General features: G+C 39.5%; 17 protein-coding genes. 12 read left to right on the forward strand and 5 right to left on the reverse strand.

What is annotated here, in order from left to right:
* The first annotated feature begins 36 nt into the window (after positions 1-36).
* From murD to lpxC, 9 genes are all read left to right on the forward strand, one after another.
* Positions 37-1458 carry a UDP-N-acetylmuramoyl-L-alanine--D-glutamate ligase gene (gene murD, locus H4J56_RS02230; RefSeq protein ID WP_182258794.1) on the forward strand — a complete coding sequence of 474 codons (1422 nt, stop codon included), beginning with the start codon at positions 37-39 and terminating at the stop codon, positions 1456-1458.
* Positions 1459-1499: 41 nt separating this feature from the next.
* Entirely contained in the window at positions 1500-2750 is a 1251-nt protein-coding gene (gene ftsW, locus H4J56_RS02235) for a cell division protein FtsW (protein ID WP_259364715.1), read from the forward strand.
* A complete protein-coding gene (gene murG, locus H4J56_RS02240; RefSeq protein ID WP_182258795.1) occupies positions 2737-3843 on the forward strand; it encodes an undecaprenyldiphospho-muramoylpentapeptide beta-N-acetylglucosaminyltransferase in 1107 nt (368 codons plus the stop codon). Before ftsW ends, murG begins: the two co-directional genes overlap by 14 nt.
* A gap of 11 nt (positions 3844-3854) precedes the next feature.
* Entirely contained in the window at positions 3855-5315 is a 1461-nt protein-coding gene (gene murC / locus H4J56_RS02245; protein ID WP_182221130.1) for a UDP-N-acetylmuramate--L-alanine ligase, read from the forward strand.
* The gene (locus H4J56_RS02250) at positions 5312-6253 is read left to right on the forward strand and encodes a D-alanine--D-alanine ligase (protein ID WP_182258796.1); all 942 of its coding nucleotides are present in this window, start codon (positions 5312-5314) and stop codon (positions 6251-6253) included. The genes murC and H4J56_RS02250 overlap by 4 nt, the downstream gene beginning before the upstream one ends.
* On the forward strand, positions 6253-7044 hold the full coding sequence (locus H4J56_RS02255; protein WP_259368143.1) for a cell division protein FtsQ/DivIB: 792 nt from the start codon (positions 6253-6255) through the stop codon (positions 7042-7044). The genes H4J56_RS02250 and H4J56_RS02255 overlap by 1 nt, the downstream gene beginning before the upstream one ends.
* A 5-nt stretch (positions 7045-7049) precedes the next feature.
* Positions 7050-8285, forward strand: coding sequence for a cell division protein FtsA (ftsA, locus tag H4J56_RS02260; RefSeq protein ID WP_070374773.1), 1236 nt, complete (start codon positions 7050-7052; stop codon positions 8283-8285).
* A gap of 133 nt (positions 8286-8418) precedes the next feature.
* The gene (gene ftsZ, locus H4J56_RS02265) at positions 8419-9576 is read left to right on the forward strand and encodes a cell division protein FtsZ (protein ID WP_070374772.1); all 1158 of its coding nucleotides are present in this window, start codon (positions 8419-8421) and stop codon (positions 9574-9576) included.
* A 225-nt stretch (positions 9577-9801) separates the two neighbouring features.
* The gene (lpxC, locus tag H4J56_RS02270) at positions 9802-10719 is read left to right on the forward strand and encodes a UDP-3-O-acyl-N-acetylglucosamine deacetylase (RefSeq protein ID WP_070374771.1); all 918 of its coding nucleotides are present in this window, start codon (positions 9802-9804) and stop codon (positions 10717-10719) included.
* A 96-nt stretch (positions 10720-10815) separates the two neighbouring features.
* On the opposite strand, the gene H4J56_RS02275 is transcribed toward lpxC, so the two are convergent.
* Complete coding sequence (locus H4J56_RS02275) at positions 10816-11286, reverse strand: DUF721 domain-containing protein (protein WP_070374770.1); 471 nt, start codon at positions 11284-11286, stop codon at positions 10816-10818.
* Positions 11287-11366: 80 nt separating this feature from the next.
* Between H4J56_RS02275 and H4J56_RS02280 the strand changes: the two genes are divergently transcribed.
* The 3 genes from H4J56_RS02280 (at position 11367) to mutT (ending at position 15676) form a co-directional block, all read left to right on the forward strand.
* Complete coding sequence (locus tag H4J56_RS02280) at positions 11367-12218, forward strand: M23 family metallopeptidase (RefSeq protein ID WP_231907448.1); 852 nt, start codon at positions 11367-11369, stop codon at positions 12216-12218.
* Positions 12219-12296: 78 nt separating this feature from the next.
* Positions 12297-14996: a preprotein translocase subunit SecA gene (secA, locus tag H4J56_RS02285; protein ID WP_182258797.1), complete on the forward strand. Its 2700-nt coding sequence runs from the start codon at positions 12297-12299 to the stop codon at positions 14994-14996.
* Between the two features lie 287 nt (positions 14997-15283).
* Positions 15284-15676, forward strand: a complete 393-nt coding sequence (gene mutT / locus H4J56_RS02290) for an 8-oxo-dGTP diphosphatase MutT (RefSeq protein ID WP_182213326.1) — start codon at positions 15284-15286, stop codon at positions 15674-15676.
* A gap of 2 nt (positions 15677-15678) precedes the next feature.
* Here mutT and yacG read toward each other — a convergent pair whose 3' ends face one another.
* The 4 genes from yacG to H4J56_RS02310 all read right to left on the reverse strand — a co-directional run bounded on the left by yacG (position 15679) and on the right by H4J56_RS02310 (position 18388).
* A complete protein-coding gene (yacG, locus tag H4J56_RS02295) occupies positions 15679-15915 on the reverse strand; it encodes a DNA gyrase inhibitor YacG (RefSeq protein WP_070374766.1) in 237 nt (78 codons plus the stop codon).
* 112 nt (positions 15916-16027) lie between these two features.
* The gene (gene zapD, locus H4J56_RS02300; RefSeq protein ID WP_182213328.1) at positions 16028-16774 is read right to left on the reverse strand and encodes a cell division protein ZapD; all 747 of its coding nucleotides are present in this window, start codon (positions 16772-16774) and stop codon (positions 16028-16030) included.
* A 107-nt stretch (positions 16775-16881) separates the two neighbouring features.
* On the reverse strand, positions 16882-17496 hold the full coding sequence (coaE, locus tag H4J56_RS02305; protein WP_182221128.1) for a dephospho-CoA kinase: 615 nt from the start codon (positions 17494-17496) through the stop codon (positions 16882-16884).
* Between the two features lie 10 nt (positions 17497-17506).
* Entirely contained in the window at positions 17507-18388 is an 882-nt protein-coding gene (locus tag H4J56_RS02310) for an A24 family peptidase (RefSeq protein ID WP_259368144.1), read from the reverse strand.
* Between the last annotated feature and the right edge of the window lie 65 nt (positions 18389-18453).

Genomic DNA, 18453 nt, shown 5'->3' on the forward strand with positions numbered 1-18453 from the left:
TAAAAAATAGTATTTAAAGTAGGTATAAAGCATAAAATGACGCAAAAGACATCACAAGCTCCGCTAGCGATAGCGCAGTTAACAACCCAAAAAATTGTTGTCCTCGGTGCAGGGTTAACAGGGTTGTCTTGTGTGCGTTATTTAGCAAAAAATGGCTTAACTTGCTCGGTAAATGACAGTCGTGATAATGCCATTAATATTGACGTTTTTAAGCAAGAGTTTCCACATACATCGTTAACGTTAGGTGGCTGGGATAAAACACTGATCGCTTCAGCCGATGTTTTACTGGTCAGCCCAGGTGTAGATACCAGTATTGCTGACATTGCTAAGCAGATAAGTAAAAATTGTATTGTTGCTGGAGACGTTGAGCTTTATTGTCAAAATAATAACACCGCTATTCTTGCTGTTACCGGTTCAAATGGTAAATCAACGGTGGTGTCTTTATTGGCTTTTCTCGGACAAAGGCTGGGTAAAAAAGTTGAACTAGGCGGTAATATTGGAGTACCGGTACTAGAACAATCGCAAAAATCACTCGACTGCTTAGTCTTAGAACTTTCTAGTTTTCAATTAGAGACATTACGCAGTATGAAGGCGATTGCTGCAACTGTTTTAAATGTGAGCGATGATCATTTAGATCGTCATAAAACCTTAGAAAACTATGCCGCGATTAAACGAGGTATTTATCAACAGTGTCAAACGGCTATAACTAATCGTGATGATGTTAATACTCAACTTGTTGGTAAGGCGCAAAAGTCACTTTCGTTTGGTAGCGATGTTGCACTTGACGGTCATTTTGGCATGTCGGTGATTGATGGACAAAGACAATTAATGTTTGGCTCAAAGCCGCTTATTGGTGTTAATCAACTACCTATTGCCGGTTTACACAATGCCTTGAACTGTTTAGCGGTATTGGCACTAGGTCATAGTGCTGGTTGGCCACTTGACGAGATGTTAGTACATTTAGTTGAATTTAAAGGCTTGGAACATCGTTGTCAGCTGATATCAACGTATAAAAATGTGCAATGGATTAACGACTCTAAAGCAACCAATGTTGGCGCAACCCTAGCAGCGATTGAAGGCTTAGCCGCTATGATGTCAGTAGATAACAACTTATATGTTATTGCGGGTGGCGATGGCAAAGGAGCAGACTTTTCCCCATTAACTAACGTTTTTTCTAAAGATGTTAGCCATGTTTTTACCTTAGGTAAAGACGGCGATGAAGTGGCTGCTGTCGCTAATAAAGCACAGATAAAAAATAGTAAAGTTACCCGTATTGAACAAGCGATTAATATCCTTGGCAATATCGTTAAATCAGGTGATGTAGTGTTACTTTCACCGGCTTGTGCCAGCATTGATATGTTCAAGAACTTTGCTGAACGTGGCGAAGTCTTTGTCAATGCGGTTAACAAGTTGAGCGGAGAAAATAAAACACCAAGCTTGCCAGAGGAGAACTCATGACAACATCAGTTCTCTCTAAACTCGATAATATAAAACTACCCATGTGGTTATCGGCAGAGCAAGGTGCTAGCAGCGCTACATTTGATCGTACGTACTTATTACTCGCTATTAGTATGTATATGATTGGTCTCATTATGGTCGCCAGTTCGTCTATGCCTGTAGCAGAAAGATTGTTCAATGACCCGTTTCATTTTGTCGAGCGTCACTTTATTTATATTTGTATAAGTTTGTTGGTGGCCGTTGTCACGATGAGCGTACCGATGAGTCTTTGGCAAAAACATAGTGGGCATTTACTGCTATTGGGGATTTTGCTGTTAGTTGTGGTGTTAGTGATTGGCCGAACGGTTAATGGTTCGACACGGTGGATTGTTGTGGGTCCAATAACGTTACAAGCGGCAGAGCCTGCGAAATTGTTTTTCTTTTGTTATTTATCGTCTTATCTTGTTCGACGTCGTGATGAAGTGATGGAAAACGTTAAAGGGTTTGCTAAACCACTCGTTGTCTTTACTGTACTTGGTGGTTTGTTATTAATGCAACCAGATTTAGGTACCATTGTTGTGATGTTTGTGACCACTTTTGGTCTGTTATTTTTAGCTGGCGCTAAACTTTGGCAATTTGCTTGTGTATCTGGCGTTGGCATTAGTTTATTATCCGCGCTCGCTTATTTTTCTCCTTATCGTTGGGCGCGAGTTACCGGCTTTTTAGACCCTTGGGAAGATCCCTTTGGCAGTGGTTATCAATTAACACAATCATTGATGGCATATGGCCGTGGTGAGATTTTTGGACAAGGGTTAGGAAATAGTATTCAAAAGCTAGAATATTTACCCGAAGCGCATACCGATTTTGTTATGGCGGTTGTTGCAGAAGAACTTGGCTTTATTGGTATAAGCGTGATCTTAATGCTGAGTATGTTTTTAGTGCTCAAGGCACTGTTACTTGGCAGAGCCGCTTTACAAAAAGAAAAATATTTCGAAGGTTTTTTTGCTTACGCTATTGGTATTTGGATAAGCTTTCAAGCTGCGGTCAATGTTGGTGCTAGTGCAGGTGTAGTGCCCACTAAAGGGTTAACGATGCCGTTATTAAGTTATGGCGGTAGCTCGATGATCATTATGACCATGGCGGTGTTTATCTTGATGAGAATAGATCATGAGATACGTTTGCAAAGTATTCAGGCGACCACTAAGAAAAAATCAAAGAAAAACAAAATAAAAAAAAGTAATGCAATGAATAAAATAGTAGTAAAACCCAAAACTAAAGATGATAAGGAGGGTGAACAATATGACTGGATTTGAAAATACAACTAGTAAAAAAACACCCACTTTATTAGTGATGGCTGGTGGCACAGGGGGTCATATTTTCCCAGGTATAGCTGTGGCAGAAATGCTCAAAGCTCAAGGTTGGAAGATACATTGGCTTGGCACTGAAAAACGTATGGAAGCAAAAATTGTTCCTGAGCATGGGTTTGATATTTCATTTATCAATATTGCCGGTGTACGTAATAAAAGCTTGTTAGAGCGTGTTAAAATACCGTTTCAATTATTACAGTCGGTTTTACAATCAATTGCGATATTACGCAAAGTAAAACCCGATGTTGTCTTAGGCATGGGCGGTTATGCAAGTGCTCCTGGTGGCTTTGCTGCTTGGTTAATGCGGATCCCTTTAGTTTTACATGAACAAAATGCGGTTGCTGGCATGACAAACCGTTATTTAGCGAAAATTGCCACTAAAGTGTTGAGTGCATTCCCAAACGCTTTTACCGCTAATATTGACTTTCAGGTGGTTGGAAACCCGTTGCGTAAAGAAATAACCGCGTTAACGCCAGTGATCCCCGAGAATCCAAGTAGTAGTAAAAAAGTACTAGTGGTTGGTGGAAGTCTTGGCGCTAAAATTTTGAATGAAACCGTGCCACAAGCGTTAAAACAAATACAACTGCAAAATATTGACGTTTGGCATCAAACGGGTCGTGATAATCAAACAGCAGTACTGGCCAGCTATAAAAAGTTTGGCTTGTCAGAAGATAAAGTTAAAGTGACTGAATTTATTGAAGATATGGCGGCCGCTTATCAATGGGCAGACATTGTTGTTTGCCGAGCAGGTGCCTTAACCGTTTCAGAACTCGCTATGGCAGCTAAACCTGCTATTTTTGTGCCTTTACCTCATGCCGTTGATGACCATCAAACCAAAAATGCGATGTATTTAGTTTCACGTGGTGCTGCAAAATTATTACCACAAAAAGAATTTAACGGTACGACTTTAGCGCAAATGCTTAACAGCCTTTTTATTTCCGACAGCGTAGTAAGGTCGATGGTGAAAGCGGCGCACGATGCTGCTCACGTTGATGCAACTCTCCGTGTTGCTAATACTTGCGCGGAGTTAGTTAACTAATGAGTAAGATAATGAGAAATAAAATAGCCAATAACACCGCACCTATTAAATTACCAGAAATGCGCCGAGTAAAAAGCATTCACTTTGTCGGTATTGGCGGTGCAGGTATGGGGGGTATTGCTGAAGTATTGTTAAATGAAGGCTACCAAATTACTGGCTCTGATATTGGCGAAAATCAAGTTGTGACTCGCTTAATGGCGTTAGGTGCAAATATTACTATAGGTCATGCGGCAGATAACATTGTTGGTGCGAGTGTTATTGTTGTTTCAACGGCAATTAAAGCAGATAACCCAGAATTGGTGAATGCGCAAACGTTACGTATTCCTGTGGTACGTCGTGCAGAAATGTTAGCTGAATTAATGCGTTTTCGCCATGGTGTTGCGATTGCAGGGACTCATGGCAAAACAACAACGACCAGTTTGATTGCAAGTATTTTTGCTGAAGGTGACCTAGACCCAACATTTGTGATTGGTGGCTTATTAAATAGCGCTGGCACCAATGCGCGTTTGGGTAAAAGTCGTTACCTTATTGCAGAAGCCGATGAGAGTGACGCGTCATTCTTGCATCTGCAGCCTATGGTTTCAGTGATCACTAATATCGACGAAGATCACATGGAGACTTACCAAGGTGATTTTGAAAAACTTAAAGATACCTATATCGAATTTTTACATAACTTACCGTTTTATGGTTTAGCGGTTGTTTGTATTGATAACGATGTTGTGCGTGAACTCATTCCAAGAATGGGTCGTCAAGTGATCACCTATGGTTTTAGTGAAGATGCTGATGTACGTGCGACAAACTTTCAACAAAATGGTGGCGTTAGTCATTTTACCGTACAGCGTGAAGGTTTTGCTGATATCAATATGTCAGTAAACTTACCCGGTGAACATAATGTGCTGAACGCCTTGGCGAGTATCGCTGTTGCAACTGATGAAGGCGTAGACGACGCGGCCATTGTCAGTGCTCTAGAAAAATTTGCGGGTATCGGTAGACGTTTTGAACAATTGGCTAATTTAGCGACAGAAAAAGGTGAGATGATCTTAGTCGATGATTATGGACATCACCCTCGTGAAGTTAAAGCAACAATTAAAGCGATGAGAAATGGCTGGCCTGAAAAACGCTTAGTGATGATTTTTGAGCCACACCGTTATTCTCGTACGCGCGATTTATACGAAGACTTTGTTGAAGTGTTATCTGAAGTTGATTGCTTATTTTTACTCGATGTTTATGCGGCGGGCGAAGCGCCTATCAACAGTGCTGACAGTAAAAGCCTAGCGCGAAGTATTCGCCAGCGTGGTCAAATTGAACCTATCTATGTTAGTAGCGCTGAAATATTAGCAGAATTGTTGCAAGCGCAATTACAAGACGGCGATATGGTTATTACACAAGGCGCAGGTACTATTGGCGTTATAGCTCGTGAAATTATGATAAACCCGTTACTAAATGTTGACCTTAAAGGGGCTAAAAAGTGAAAGCACTGAAAGACCAAAGGTTAGCTGTTTTATATGGCGGCGACTCAGCAGAACGCGAAGTATCACTTAATTCTGGAAAAGCGATTACCAAGGGTCTACAACAAGCTGGTTTTGACGTTGAACTCATCGACACTCGAGGATTTTGTTTAGCTGACTTAACTAAACGAAATATCGATCGTGTTTTTATCGCTTTGCATGGTCGAGGCGGTGAAGATGGTTGTGTGCAGGGGGCTTTACAATATATGGGCATCCCCTATACCGGTTCTGATGTTTTAGGATCTGCGTTGTCCATGGACAAAATTCGTAGCAAGCAAGTGTTTCAAGCACAAGGATTACCAACTGCGCCTTTTGCTATTGTCGAAAAAGAGGCTTACCAAGAAACCCAAGCAGAAAAAATACTGGCGGCACTCGGTGGCATGGTGATGGTTAAGCCAGCCAATGAAGGCTCAAGTATTGGTATGGCCAAAGCCAAAACAGCCAATGAATTACACCAAGCATTAACGACTGCCTTTGAATATGATGACCAAATTTTAGTAGAAGCATGGATTAATGGCCCTGAATATACGGTGGCTATTTTAGGCGAAGAAGCGTTACCCGCCATTCATATGGAAACGCCTCGTGAGTTCTATGACTACGAAGCTAAATATCAATCAACGACAACACAATATCATTGTCCTGCTGGTTTGAGTGATGAAGATGAGCAAGCACTTAAAGCATTAGCGCTTAAAGCTTTTAAAGCTACTGGTGCAAAAGGATGGGGGCGCGTAGATGTTATGCGCAACAATGAAAATAAATGGCAACTACTGGAAGTCAATACTGTTCCAGGTATGACTGAAACGTCATTGGTACCTAAAGCAGCAAAGGTACACGGCTTAAGTTTTAGTGAGCTGGTAACAAAAATAGTCGCCATTAGCACAGGACAATTAGCAGATAAATAATGACAATAACTAGTAGCAATCAACCGTCATTGTCACCATTAATGACGGAACAACAAGAAAAATTACACTGGTCTTTTTGGCTCGGTGTGACTTTTTTTGTGCTGGTGATTGTTACGATTATTTCATTCAGTTGGTTTTTAAATAATAAAATGTCATCTGAAGAGTCAATGCCTGTTACGTCGATTGTTATTGGCGGTGAAATGCCGTTTACCAATAGACAAGATATAGAAAATGCGATTGAAGATGTTAACTTAGGAAACTTTTTTAATGTTGATGTCAATCACGTACAACAGAAAGTGGCTGAATTACCTTGGGTATACTCGGTATCGGTACGAAAAAAGTGGCCGAATGAACTGAAAATTTATGTTGTTGACCAAACGCCGATTGCTTTATGGAATGGTGACTTTTTAATTAATCAATACGGTAAAGCATTTCAGGCAGACACCACACGTTTACAGTCTGCATTACCCGCATTTTTTGGTCCTGAAGGCAGTGAAGATCTTGCCTTAAGTAACTTTGTTAATTTAAGTAAATTGCTGAAGTTTAGTGAGTTGTCAATTGATGAATTGTTACTTACCGAACGTCATTCTTGGCAGTTAACGCTGAAGAACGGCATAACGCTTAATTTAGGTAGAGAAAACAAAATTGAGCGTGTACAACGCTTTATGGATGTCTACCCGCAAATAATGAAAACAAAAGAAGAAAATCAGCAAGTGGATTATGTTGATTTACGTTATGACACTGGACTCGCTGTTGGTTGGAAAACCGCAGAGAATAAACAAAGAGCTTAACTTTAATGTCAAAAGTAAACGAAAGAAACTTGGTAGTAGGTTTAGACATAGGAACGTCGAAAATATCTGTTGCTGTTGGTGAAATAACACCGGACAATCAATTAAGTATTGTTGGTGTTGGAAATCAACCTGCACGAGGTATGGATAAAGGTGGCGTTAATGATTTGAATTTGGTTATTCAATCAATTCAGCGTGCTATCAACGAAGCTGAATTAATGGCCGATTGCCAAATTAGCTCGGTTTACTTAGGTATTTCAGGTAAGCATATTAGTTGTCAAAATGAAAATGGCATGGTGCCAATCAATGACAAAGAAGTCATTCAAGAAGATGTTGATAACGTAATACATACCGCGCGTTCAGTACCGATTTCCGCGGAACGACGCATGTTACATGTACTACCACAAGAATTTAGTATTGACTGCCAAGATGGGATAAAAAGCCCGATTGGTATGTCAGGTGTCCGAATGGAGGCCAAAGTTCATATTGTTACTTGTGCTAACGACATGGCTAAAAATATTGTTAAATGTGTTGAGCGCTGTGAAGTAAAAGCCGATCAACTTATTTTTTCAGCATTAGCATCTAGTTATGCTGTGCTAACAGATGATGAGAAAGAACTCGGTATTTGTGTGGTAGACATGGGCGCAGGTACGATGGATATTGCGGTATTTGCTGGCGGTGCTTTAAGACACACTGCGGTTATACCTGTGGCCGGTAATCAGGTCACCAGTGATATTGCGAAAATATTTAGAACGCCGTTAAGCCACGCAGAAGACATTAAAGTGCAATATGCTTGTGCGCTTCGACAAATGGTGAGTATGGAAGAGAACATTGAAGTACCGAGTGTTGGTGGTCGTCCTGCACGCTCAATGTCTCGTCACACTTTAGCGGAAGTTGTTGAGCCACGTTACCAAGAGCTTTTTGAACTTATTCAAGAAGCGGTACGCGAAGCGGGCTTAGAAGATCAAATTGCCGCAGGTTATGTGTTAACCGGTGGTACAGCGAAAATGGAAGGTGTTGTTGAGTTTGCTGAAGAAGTTTTTCAAATGCCAGTACGTGTCGCTAAGCCAAAAGGTATGAGTGGTTTAAAAGAGTATGTTGATGATTCAACTTACTCAACGGTTGTTGGTTTATTACATTACGGTATGCAAGCCAATGAACAACAAAGTATAGAGAGTAAGAAAAGTGAAGGTATTGCTAGTATTACTTCGCGTATCTTAGCTTGGTTTAAAGGTGAGTTTTAACCCTCACTAAAACCTTTGTTATAAGAAGAGTAAATAAATTTTTATAATCTACCTCAATCATGGTGGGTAAGTAAAAAGTAAGAGTTAAATCGCGTTTTGGTGGAACAAAACATAAAAATCGGAGAGAGTAAAAATGTTTGAATTAATGGAAGATCATAACGAAGAAGCAGTAATCAAAGTCATTGGTGTTGGTGGCGGTGGCGGTAATGCAGTTGAGCACATGGTTTGTCAAACCATTGAAGGTGTTGAATTTATTACGGCAAATACCGATTCACAAGCATTACGTAATTCAGCAGCCAATGTTACTTTACAACTTGGTGCAGATGTTACTAAAGGCTTAGGTGCCGGCGCTAACCCTGAAATAGGTCGTCGCAGCGCTGAAGAAGACAGAGAAACGATTAGAGAAACTCTACAAGGGGCTGATATGATCTTTATCGCCGCAGGTATGGGTGGTGGTACAGGTACGGGTGCTGCTCCAGTTGTTGCTGAAATTGCAAAAGAAATGGGCATATTAACGGTTGCTGTTGTTACCAAACCCTTCCCATTTGAAGGCAAGAAACGCATGAACTATGCAGATCAAGGTATTGAGTTATTATCGAAAAGTGTCGACTCATTAATTACTATACCTAATGAAAAATTATTAAAAGTTTTAGGCCCAGGTACGTCGTTACTTGACGCTTTTAAAGCCGCAAATAATGTATTGTTAGGTGCTGTGCAGGGTATTGCAGAGCTAATTACTCGTCCAGGTTTGATTAACGTCGATTTCGCCGATGTGCGTACCGTTATGTCAGAAATGGGCACAGCAATGATGGGTTCTGGTATTGCATCGGGTCCTGATCGTGCAGAAGAAGCTGCAGAAGCTGCAATTTCGAGTCCATTACTTGAAGATGTTGACCTAGCTGGTGCTCGCGGTATTTTGGTAAACATTACTGCTGGCATGGATATTAGTATCGATGAATTTGAAACAGTGGGTAATGCAGTAAAGGCCTTTGCTTCTGAAAATGCAACGGTTGTTGTTGGTGCGGTTATCGACCCTGAAATGACTAATGAATTACGTGTAACTGTAGTTGCAACCGGTATTGGTGCTGATCGCAAGCCAGATATAACACTAGTAAATCCAGCTCCTACTGTTGCACCTATTGCCGTTGGCCAAGAATTTATTGCTAGCCCACAGGCAGAAGTAAATACAGCGCCGATAACAATGCAAGACAGCAATGCTCAAGTACAAACTGCAGCAGATATCGAGAACTATTTAGATATCCCGGCATTTTTACGTAAACAAGCTGACTAATTTGAACGGTTAATTTTGTCATCAGAGAATAAAAATAGTGTATATAATCGCTAATATTATTCGAATTAATATGTGACTAGGATACAGCTGGTTGAACAGTTGTGTGTAAAATAATGTGAAGCTAAAAGCTGATATTTTGATTTTGTTATGTTTTTCTGCTATATTGTGCGCCCGTCGAAAGAGGACGGTGCATTTCAAGGTTAGTAAAAGCTTAATAAGGCATTTATGATTAAACAACGTACATTAAAAGACAGTGTAACCGCCGTTGGTGTTGGTTTACACAAAGGTGAAAAGGTGCAGTTGACTCTCCGTCCTGCGCCAGCCAATACTGGTATTGTTTTTCGCCGCATAGATTTAGATCCGATTGTTGAAATTTCAGCAACGCCTGAAGCTGTGGGCGAGACAACTTTGTGTACGTGCTTAGTCAATGAACAAGGTGTGAAGATTTCCACCGTCGAGCACTTGTTATCAGCTGCCGCAGGTTTAGGTATTGACAACTTAATTGTTGAAATAGATTCTCCTGAAATCCCGATTATGGACGGTAGCGCATTGCCGTTCGTTTATTTAATACAGTCGGTTGGCATCAAAACATTAGCAGCAGCAAAACGTTTTATTCGCATAAAGAAAACTGTTCGTGTTGAAGAAGGTGACAAATGGGCAGAATTAAAGCCTTACCATGGTTTTAAAATTAATTTTGCTATTGAATTTGAACATCCTGTTATTTCTAAAACATGTCAGACGATGAGCATGGACTTATCTAGCTGTTCTTTTATTAAAGAAATTAGTCGAGCACGTACTTTTGGCTTTATGAGTGATATCGAATTTCTTCGCTCTCACGATTTAGCTTTAGGTGGCAGTTTAGAAAATGCCATTGTACTTGACGAATACCGCATGCTTAATAAAGATGAATTACGCTATGACGATGAATTTGTTAAACACAAAATACTCGATGCGATTGGCGACTTGTATATGTGTGGTCACAGTATTTTAGGTGAGTTAAATGCCTTTAAATCTGGACATGGCTTAAATAATATCTTGTTAAGAGAAGTCTTTAAGCAAAAAGAAAGTTGGGAATGGGTGACTTACGAAGATGAAACACCGTCTCCTATCCAATATCAAGAAGTAACGGCTGCCGCATTTTAATTAAGATACTGCTAATGTTACTCAATAAAAAAACCAGTCAAATGACTGGTTTTTTATTTTAAGATAAAGGGTATAAATCATATCTAGGCAAAATTATCATATGGCGTTTTTGTCAGCGTGTTTTGCCAATTTTTCTAATTTTTTACGTAAACTCTCAGGCGCGTTTTTAGCAATAGCCAATAATTGGTTAGCGGTGTTTTGTGAGATATGTAATGGCTCCGCGGGTTTTTCTTCAGATTGATAAACGACTTTATTGCGATAAGGCGATACCTTAATTTCAATTTGATCAAAAGCCTTGTCGGTAGCAATGGCCAGTTCACGGCAAATATTCATCCGTTCAAACTGTAGTCTTTGGCTCCAAACAGCAGATGTGACTTCAATTACTAAAGAATTTTGCTTAAAATTGGCAATATGCCAGACATCTGCTGGCAGGTCAGGGCAAGTTTGGCGTACAATGTCAGACAAGATAGTTAAAGAGTTGGTTTTTGCTGCTATTTGTGCCAAAGTGCCTTTCGATGATTGAAAGAGCTCTGACATATCTGAAGGTTTTCTTGTTTTGCGTGCCATTAACCACTCTACTTTGGAATAGTATTTAAGTAATTATGAGTTTAACACTACTATATCGTGGAAAGAACGTTAGATTTTCAATGACGCTGAATAAGTTGCATTGGTTGTCTGCGATCACTGTATTTGCGCTAATATCAGGCTTTGTTGTTCATTTGATTTTTTCTGCTGATGACGTGCCACAAGCTGTACCCTATGCTTTGAATTCACCCGCTAAGATAGATCCTCAGCAATTAACTGAACCACAATTAACCGCACTAACGATGAAACTCGCTGAGTTGCAAAGCCAAGTGTTACGACTGAATGCTTTAGGTGACCGTTTAGCAAGTGAAGCATCAATTCCAGAAAATGAATTTAATTTTCAACAATTACCGCCATCAGGTGGTCCTATGCTGCAGAGTGAAAACCATTATAAAAAGCCACTGGCAGAGTTGTTAACTGAAATATCAACACTAGAAGAAAGTTTGCACCACGAAGAAAATCAACTGACTACGCTTGAATCTTTGACTTTGGGTCACCATATAGAAAGTAGCAGCTATTTGTCTGGTCGACCAATGATTGGTGGTTGGCTCTCTTCATATTACGGTGTACGAAAAGACCCATTTAGTGGTAAAGCAGCGATACATAAAGGTGTAGACTTCGCAGGTAAAGAAGGTGCTGCGATAATTGCAACGGCTTCAGGTGTTGTTTCTTGGGCAAGTGACCGGTACGGCTACGGGCAACTTATCGAGATTAATCACGGTAGGGGATTAAAAACTCGTTATGGTCATAATAAAAATTTACTCGTTAAAGTAGGAGATGTGGTTAGCAAAGGACAAATTATTGCACGTATGGGTAGCACGGGGCGCTCGACTGGACCTCATGTTCATTACGAAATTTTACGCAATAATGCACAAATAGATCCAATTAAGTTCGTATATAGAAAAGCAAAATAAAAACAATTTATGTGACCCTTGTTGGTCACGTTATTTTCAGCGGAAGTATTTCTTCTAATATCAATATGGTTTAACAAGATGTTTGTAAAGTTAATGACGAAAATGTTTGGTAGTCGTAATGATCGATTAATTAAACAAATGAATAAAGAAGTTTTAAAAATAAACGCCTTAGAGCCCGTTATGGAAGCTCTTTCTGACGAAGAACTAAAAGCAAAAACCGCAGAATTTAAAGAGCGTTTAGCCAAAGAAGAATCTCTATCAAGTATCCTACCAGAAGCATTTGCTGTTGTACGTGAAGCCAGTAAACGTGTCTTTGGTATGCGCCACTTTGATGTACAAATGATCGGCGGCATGGTCTTAAACGATGGTAAAATTGCGGAGATGCGCACTGGTGAAGGTAAAACGTTAACCGCGACACTTCCTTCTTACCTCAACGCATTAACAGGTAAGGGTGTTCACGTTATAACGGTGAATGATTACCTAGCAACACGTGATGCTGACTGGTGTCGACCATTATTTGATTTTCTAGATATGACGGTAGGTTGTAATATTGCCGGATTAGCATCAGCTGAGAAGCAAGCGGCTTATAATTCAGATATTACCTATGGTACTAACAACGAATTTGGTTTTGATTACTTACGTGACAATATGGCCTTTTCGCCAGAAGAGCGTACGCAAAAGCCATTGAATTTTGCTGTTATTGATGAAGTCGATTCAATTTTAATCGATGAAGCTAGAACTCCTTTGATTATTTCGGGTCAAGCCGAAGATAGCTCTGAACTTTATCGTCAAATTAACCTTGTTGTGCCGACGTTGGTACTACAAAACGAAGAAGACAAAGATAAAGATACTGGTCAATCTAAAGATTTTGTTGAAGGTGATTTCACAATTGATGAAAAGTCTAAGCAAATCTATCTAACAGAGCATGGCCAAATAAGAATTGAAGAAATCATGAATGAGAAAGGTCTCATTCAAGACGGAGATTCTTTGTTTTCAGCCACCAATATTACCTTATTGCATCATGTTATGGCGGCATTACGTGCCCATAAGCTTTTCCAAAAAGATGTCGATTATATTGTTAAAGATGACGAAATCGTTATTGTTGATGAACATACCGGTCGTACGATGGAAGGCCGTCGTTGGTCAGAAGGGTTACATCAAGCCGTTGAAGCAAAAGAAGGGGTGAATATTCAAAACGAAAATCAAACCTTAGCTTCGATAACGTTCCAGAATTTTTTCCGTATCTACGAAAAATTATCAGGAATGACAGGTACTGCTGACACAGAAGCATTTGAGTTTAATCATATTTATGGTTTAGAAACCGTAGTTATTCCAACCAATCAACCTATGATCCGTAAAGATCTTGCCGATCTAATCTATTTAACCGCTGATGAAAAGTTTGAAGCGATTTTAGAAGATATTAAAGATTGTGTTGAACGCGGACAACCTGTGCTTGTTGGTACGATCAGTATAGAAACCTCTGAGTTTTTATCTGACTTCTTAAAGAAAGCAAAAATTAAGCACAAAGTATTGAATGCTAAGTTTCACCAGCAAGAAGCTGAAATTGTTGCTGATGCGGGTAAAGTTGGCGCAGTAACTATCGCAACTAACATGGCAGGCCGTGGTACCGATATCGTCTTAGGCGGAAACTTTGATGCGATTGTTGCTAAATTAAAAGAGCAAAGCAAAGAAAGCATCGCTAAAGCGAAAGAAGAATGGATAATACAGCACAATAAAGTCTTAGAATTAGGTGGCTTACACATAGTTGCCACTGAACGCCATGAGTCTCGTCGTATTGATAATCAATTACGCGGCCGTTCAGGACGTCAAGGTGATGCAGGTTCAACTCGCTTCTACTTATCGATGGAAGATGCACTGATGCGAATTTTTGCTTCAGAACGTATTTCAAACATGATGCGCAAGTTAGGCATGGAGCACGGCGAAGCCATTGAACATCCATGGGTCACTCGCAGCATCGAAAATGCTCAGCGTAAAGTTGAAGGTCGTAACTTCGATATTCGTAAACAACTTCTTGAGTTCGATGATGTTTCTAATGATCAACGCCAAGTTATTTATGAACAACGTAACGAGTTAATGGACGAAGCTGATATTGCTGATGTTATTAAAAATATTCGTACAGATGTAGTAACTGGTATTATAAATCAGCATATTCCTCAGCAATCTATGGAAGAAATGTGGGATATCTCTGGTTTAGAAGAGCGCTTTAAGGGCGAGCTATCTTTAGAGTTCCCTATTGCAAAGTGGCTTGAAGAAGATACTAAATTGCATGAAGAAACTTTACGCGAAAAATTATTAGCAGAAGTTGAAGCTAACTATACCGAGAAAGAAGAGCAAGCTGGTGCCGATGTTATTCGTCAATTTGAAAAAGCGGTTATGTTACAAAGCTTAGATTCTCATTGGAAAGAACATTTAGCAGCGATGGATCATCTACGTCAAGGTATACATTTACGTGGCTATGCTCAGAAAAACCCTAAGCAAGAGTTTAAACGTGAATCTTTTGAGTTATTTGGTGAATTACTTGAGACCCTGAAATATGACGTTATTAGTATTCTTAGCAAAGTAAAAATTCGCGCTGAGTCTGATGTTGAAGCCGTTGAAGAGCAACATCGTAAAGCTGAAGATATTCCAAAAGAATATACCCACGAATCTGCTAGCAGTACAGAGACAAAGCCAGAAATACAACGAGTAGGTCGTAATGAAGCTTGTCCATGTGGTTCAGGTAAGAAATATAAGCAATGTCATGGTAAATTAACCTAATCGTTATTTATTAATATGTATGAAAAAAACGCCAGTTATTGACTGGCGTTTTTTATATGCGCAATGCTAATGACGATTATTATTGCAGTGTTCAGTTATAATTTTTGTTACAGACGAATCATCATTAACTAAATTCATTCGAACAATGTCGTTTTCACAGACATGGCAATGCATGGTTATGTAAAATTATGCGTAGGGTATGATTAGACGCTTTGTTGTTTAAGCTAGGTTCGTCTTTTACGTTAACAACGAAATCATTGATTAATTTAAAGCTTTAGGAAAGAGTTATGCAAAAAGTAGTACATGTAGCGGTCGGTGTTATCATGCGAGAAGAGCAGTACTTTCTTACCAAGCGCCTCGCTAATGCGCATCAAGGCGGGAAATGGGAGTTTCCTGGTGGTAAGGTGGAAAAAGATGAAACAGTTGCTCAGGCTTTGCACAGAGAGCTTCAAGAAGAAGTAGCAATAGATGTTCTCTCTTGCTACCCGCTCATTAAAGTTAGCCATGATTATGGCGATAAAAAGGTGCTATTAGATGTTTATGTGGTTGATAACTTCCAACATGAACCTATTGCCCAAGAAGGACAGCAATCAGCTTGGTTCACATTAGCGCAGTTAAGCCAATGTGACTTTCCCGCCGCTAATGTTGCGATTGTTGAAAAACTGCTGATGAACAAATAATACTATTCCGGTTCAACAAAAAACTTATTACTTTGTAAAAACTCACCTTCAAGTGCGTCAAGCATCTCTTCGGTTAACTGGATATCACCTTGTAATGGCTGGCTGATTTTATGTCCTTCATCAGCCCATTCACCAATATCAATTAACTGGCAACGTTTGCAGCAAAAAGGGCGAAACTGACTCTCTGGTTGCCAAATAACTTCTTTTTGACACGTTGGACAAGATACTTTTAAGGTCATAGTTGGTGCTTGTAATTAAATACTTAGTGGTAGGATTATACCCTTCCTACTCCAAGATGAAACCTGCATATTGAATGGATAAAGGGTATTTGTGAAATTAATTAAGCGAATGCTAACAGCGAGCTAATTGAAATGAAGTGGCCTTATTTGAATACTTACGTCCGGTTTCATCACAAAGAGACATAAAGCGAATAGAATAACGCAGACGATTACCACTTACCGTTGGGTAATAAGGTGATTTTTGGTCAACTTTAATACGAAGTAATAAAATACCTTCACCATTATCTTGGTAAAAACCACTCTCGGTATCTATCTGTTTGAATTCAGCCCGTTGGCGAATAAACTTTAATATCATATCTAAAGCGCTTTTAACTTGTTCAAGTAGGGCAAGCCAGCCTTGGACATCTTTAGCAAGAATCTCACTGTCTTGATGTAACCAAAACTGTAATTGTGGTAAATCGAAACTTGAGCTGCCACCCTGCATGGCAAAGCGTTGTTTTAAGGTCGCCAGAAACTTGTCGTGTTTGAGTTGTGCCCACACAGGAGTATTTGGTTTTAATTGACAAATAAGCTCGACAGTTTGTTGTAGATTTTCAGCTAAGATACTGTCATCTATTTCAGGCGCTTGTGACCATATCACTAAATTTTGTTCTAGTTTTTCAAGATCTTTAATTAAGTCACCGCGAACATCATTTCGTTCTAAGGTATCAATAATGGCAAATAAGGCGTTAAAGAAAACTTGATGGCTGACTGAAATTTTACGCTGCAGACAATCTTGTGCCTGAGCAAATAAATGTTCAAGTTTAAGGTAGTTACGGATCCGTTCGTTAAGCGGATGTTCATATAAAATTTTAGTCATTAACCTAATGTCATCAATAAAGCTGAGTGTTTAGCTTTCCATACTAACGACACCCAACAGAAATGGCGAATTTTTTTGCTAAAAATAGTAAAATTTGTACAATTTTACTAACTCGTTGCTAAATTTCGATATTTTTGGTCTAGCTTAATGACACTCGCTTTTATTAGGCTCAAGTCAGAACCGGAGTTATCAATAATATCATCGGCATGTTTTAAGCGATCTTCCCTTGATATTTGACTGGCAATAATACGCTTTATTTCATCTGATGAGCTAGGATCACGCAATACCGCACGCTTAACTTGTGCTGATTCACTGATATCAATTACTAAAATACGTGCAACTAGACTCTGTAAGTTGTTCTCGATAAGTAAAGGTGCGACAAGCAAGCAATATGGTGACTGACTTTGCTGGATCTCTTCGAGCATGGTTTGTCTTATTAACGGGTGAAGTAAGTTATTAAGCCATTGTTTATCTGCTTCATTACTGAATATTTGACTGCGTAATAAGGCCCGATTAAGGGTGCCGTCTGGCATAATAAACGTCTTGCCAAAATGCTGAGATATTTGCAGTAATGCGCCGCTGTTAGGTGCGACAACTTTTCTTGCCGCGATATCGGCATCAATAATATCGATGCCTAAGTCGGCAAAAAAATTAGCAACGGTTGTTTTGCCACAACCAATACCGCCGGTTAAACCAATAACGATCTTTTTTGCTATAGTCATTTTCATTCGGCTAAAGCACTTGGACTAAATACCAAGACCATATATTTTCACCCCATAAAAATGTGATCCAACCTGCGATCGCAAGGTAAGGGCCAAAAGGAATCGCCTGATCTTTTTGATGATTTTTAAAAAGCATTAAACTAATGCCGATAATGGCACCGACTACTGATGCCATTAAAATAAGTAAGGGTAATAATTGCCAACCTAGCCAAGCACCAAAGAGTGCAAACAGCTTAAAATCACCAAAGCCCATACCTTCTTTGCCCGTCGCTAATTTGAACAGCCAAAAAACCGTAAAAAGGCTGGTGTAGCCGGCAATAGCGCCGATAACAGCATCTTCTAAAGGCACAATTCCATTTGATAGATTTACGATTAAGCCTAACCACATTAATGGCAGAACAATTTGGTCGGGGAGCAGCATATGATCAAAGTCGATCATCGTTAAGGCAATTAGGCCCCACGTCAATATTAAGGCGTAACAAGTGATAACAGTGACACCAAAATGTTGAGCAATAACTAAACTCAATAAAGCGGTACTTAATTCAACTAATGGATAACGCGCAGAGATTTTATTTTTACATTGGCTACATTTTCCTTTCAACATTAACCAGCTAACCACAGGAATGTTTTCATAAAAACGAATGCTATGTTGGCAATATGGACAGGTAGAGTCGGGCGTTGATAAAGTAAGGGGCTCTACTTGCTTTGTCGATGATGGCTTGAGCTCATCGGCAAGAAATTCTCGACACTCTTGATACCAACCTTGTTCTAACATTTTTGGAAAACGATAAATAACTACGTTTAAAAAGCTACCTATCATTAACGAGAAAACAAAAACAAAGCCATAAAAAAACAGCGAGTTACTTTCTAACAGATGAATAAATTCAGACAAGATAAAACCTTTTATTATTTATTAATTAACTATGGTGAAAACTAGGTATAAAAATATTAGCGCGC

The sequence above is a fragment of the Colwellia sp. BRX8-4 genome, assembly GCF_014077345.1.
Taxonomy (GTDB): domain Bacteria; phylum Pseudomonadota; class Gammaproteobacteria; order Enterobacterales; family Alteromonadaceae; genus Colwellia_A.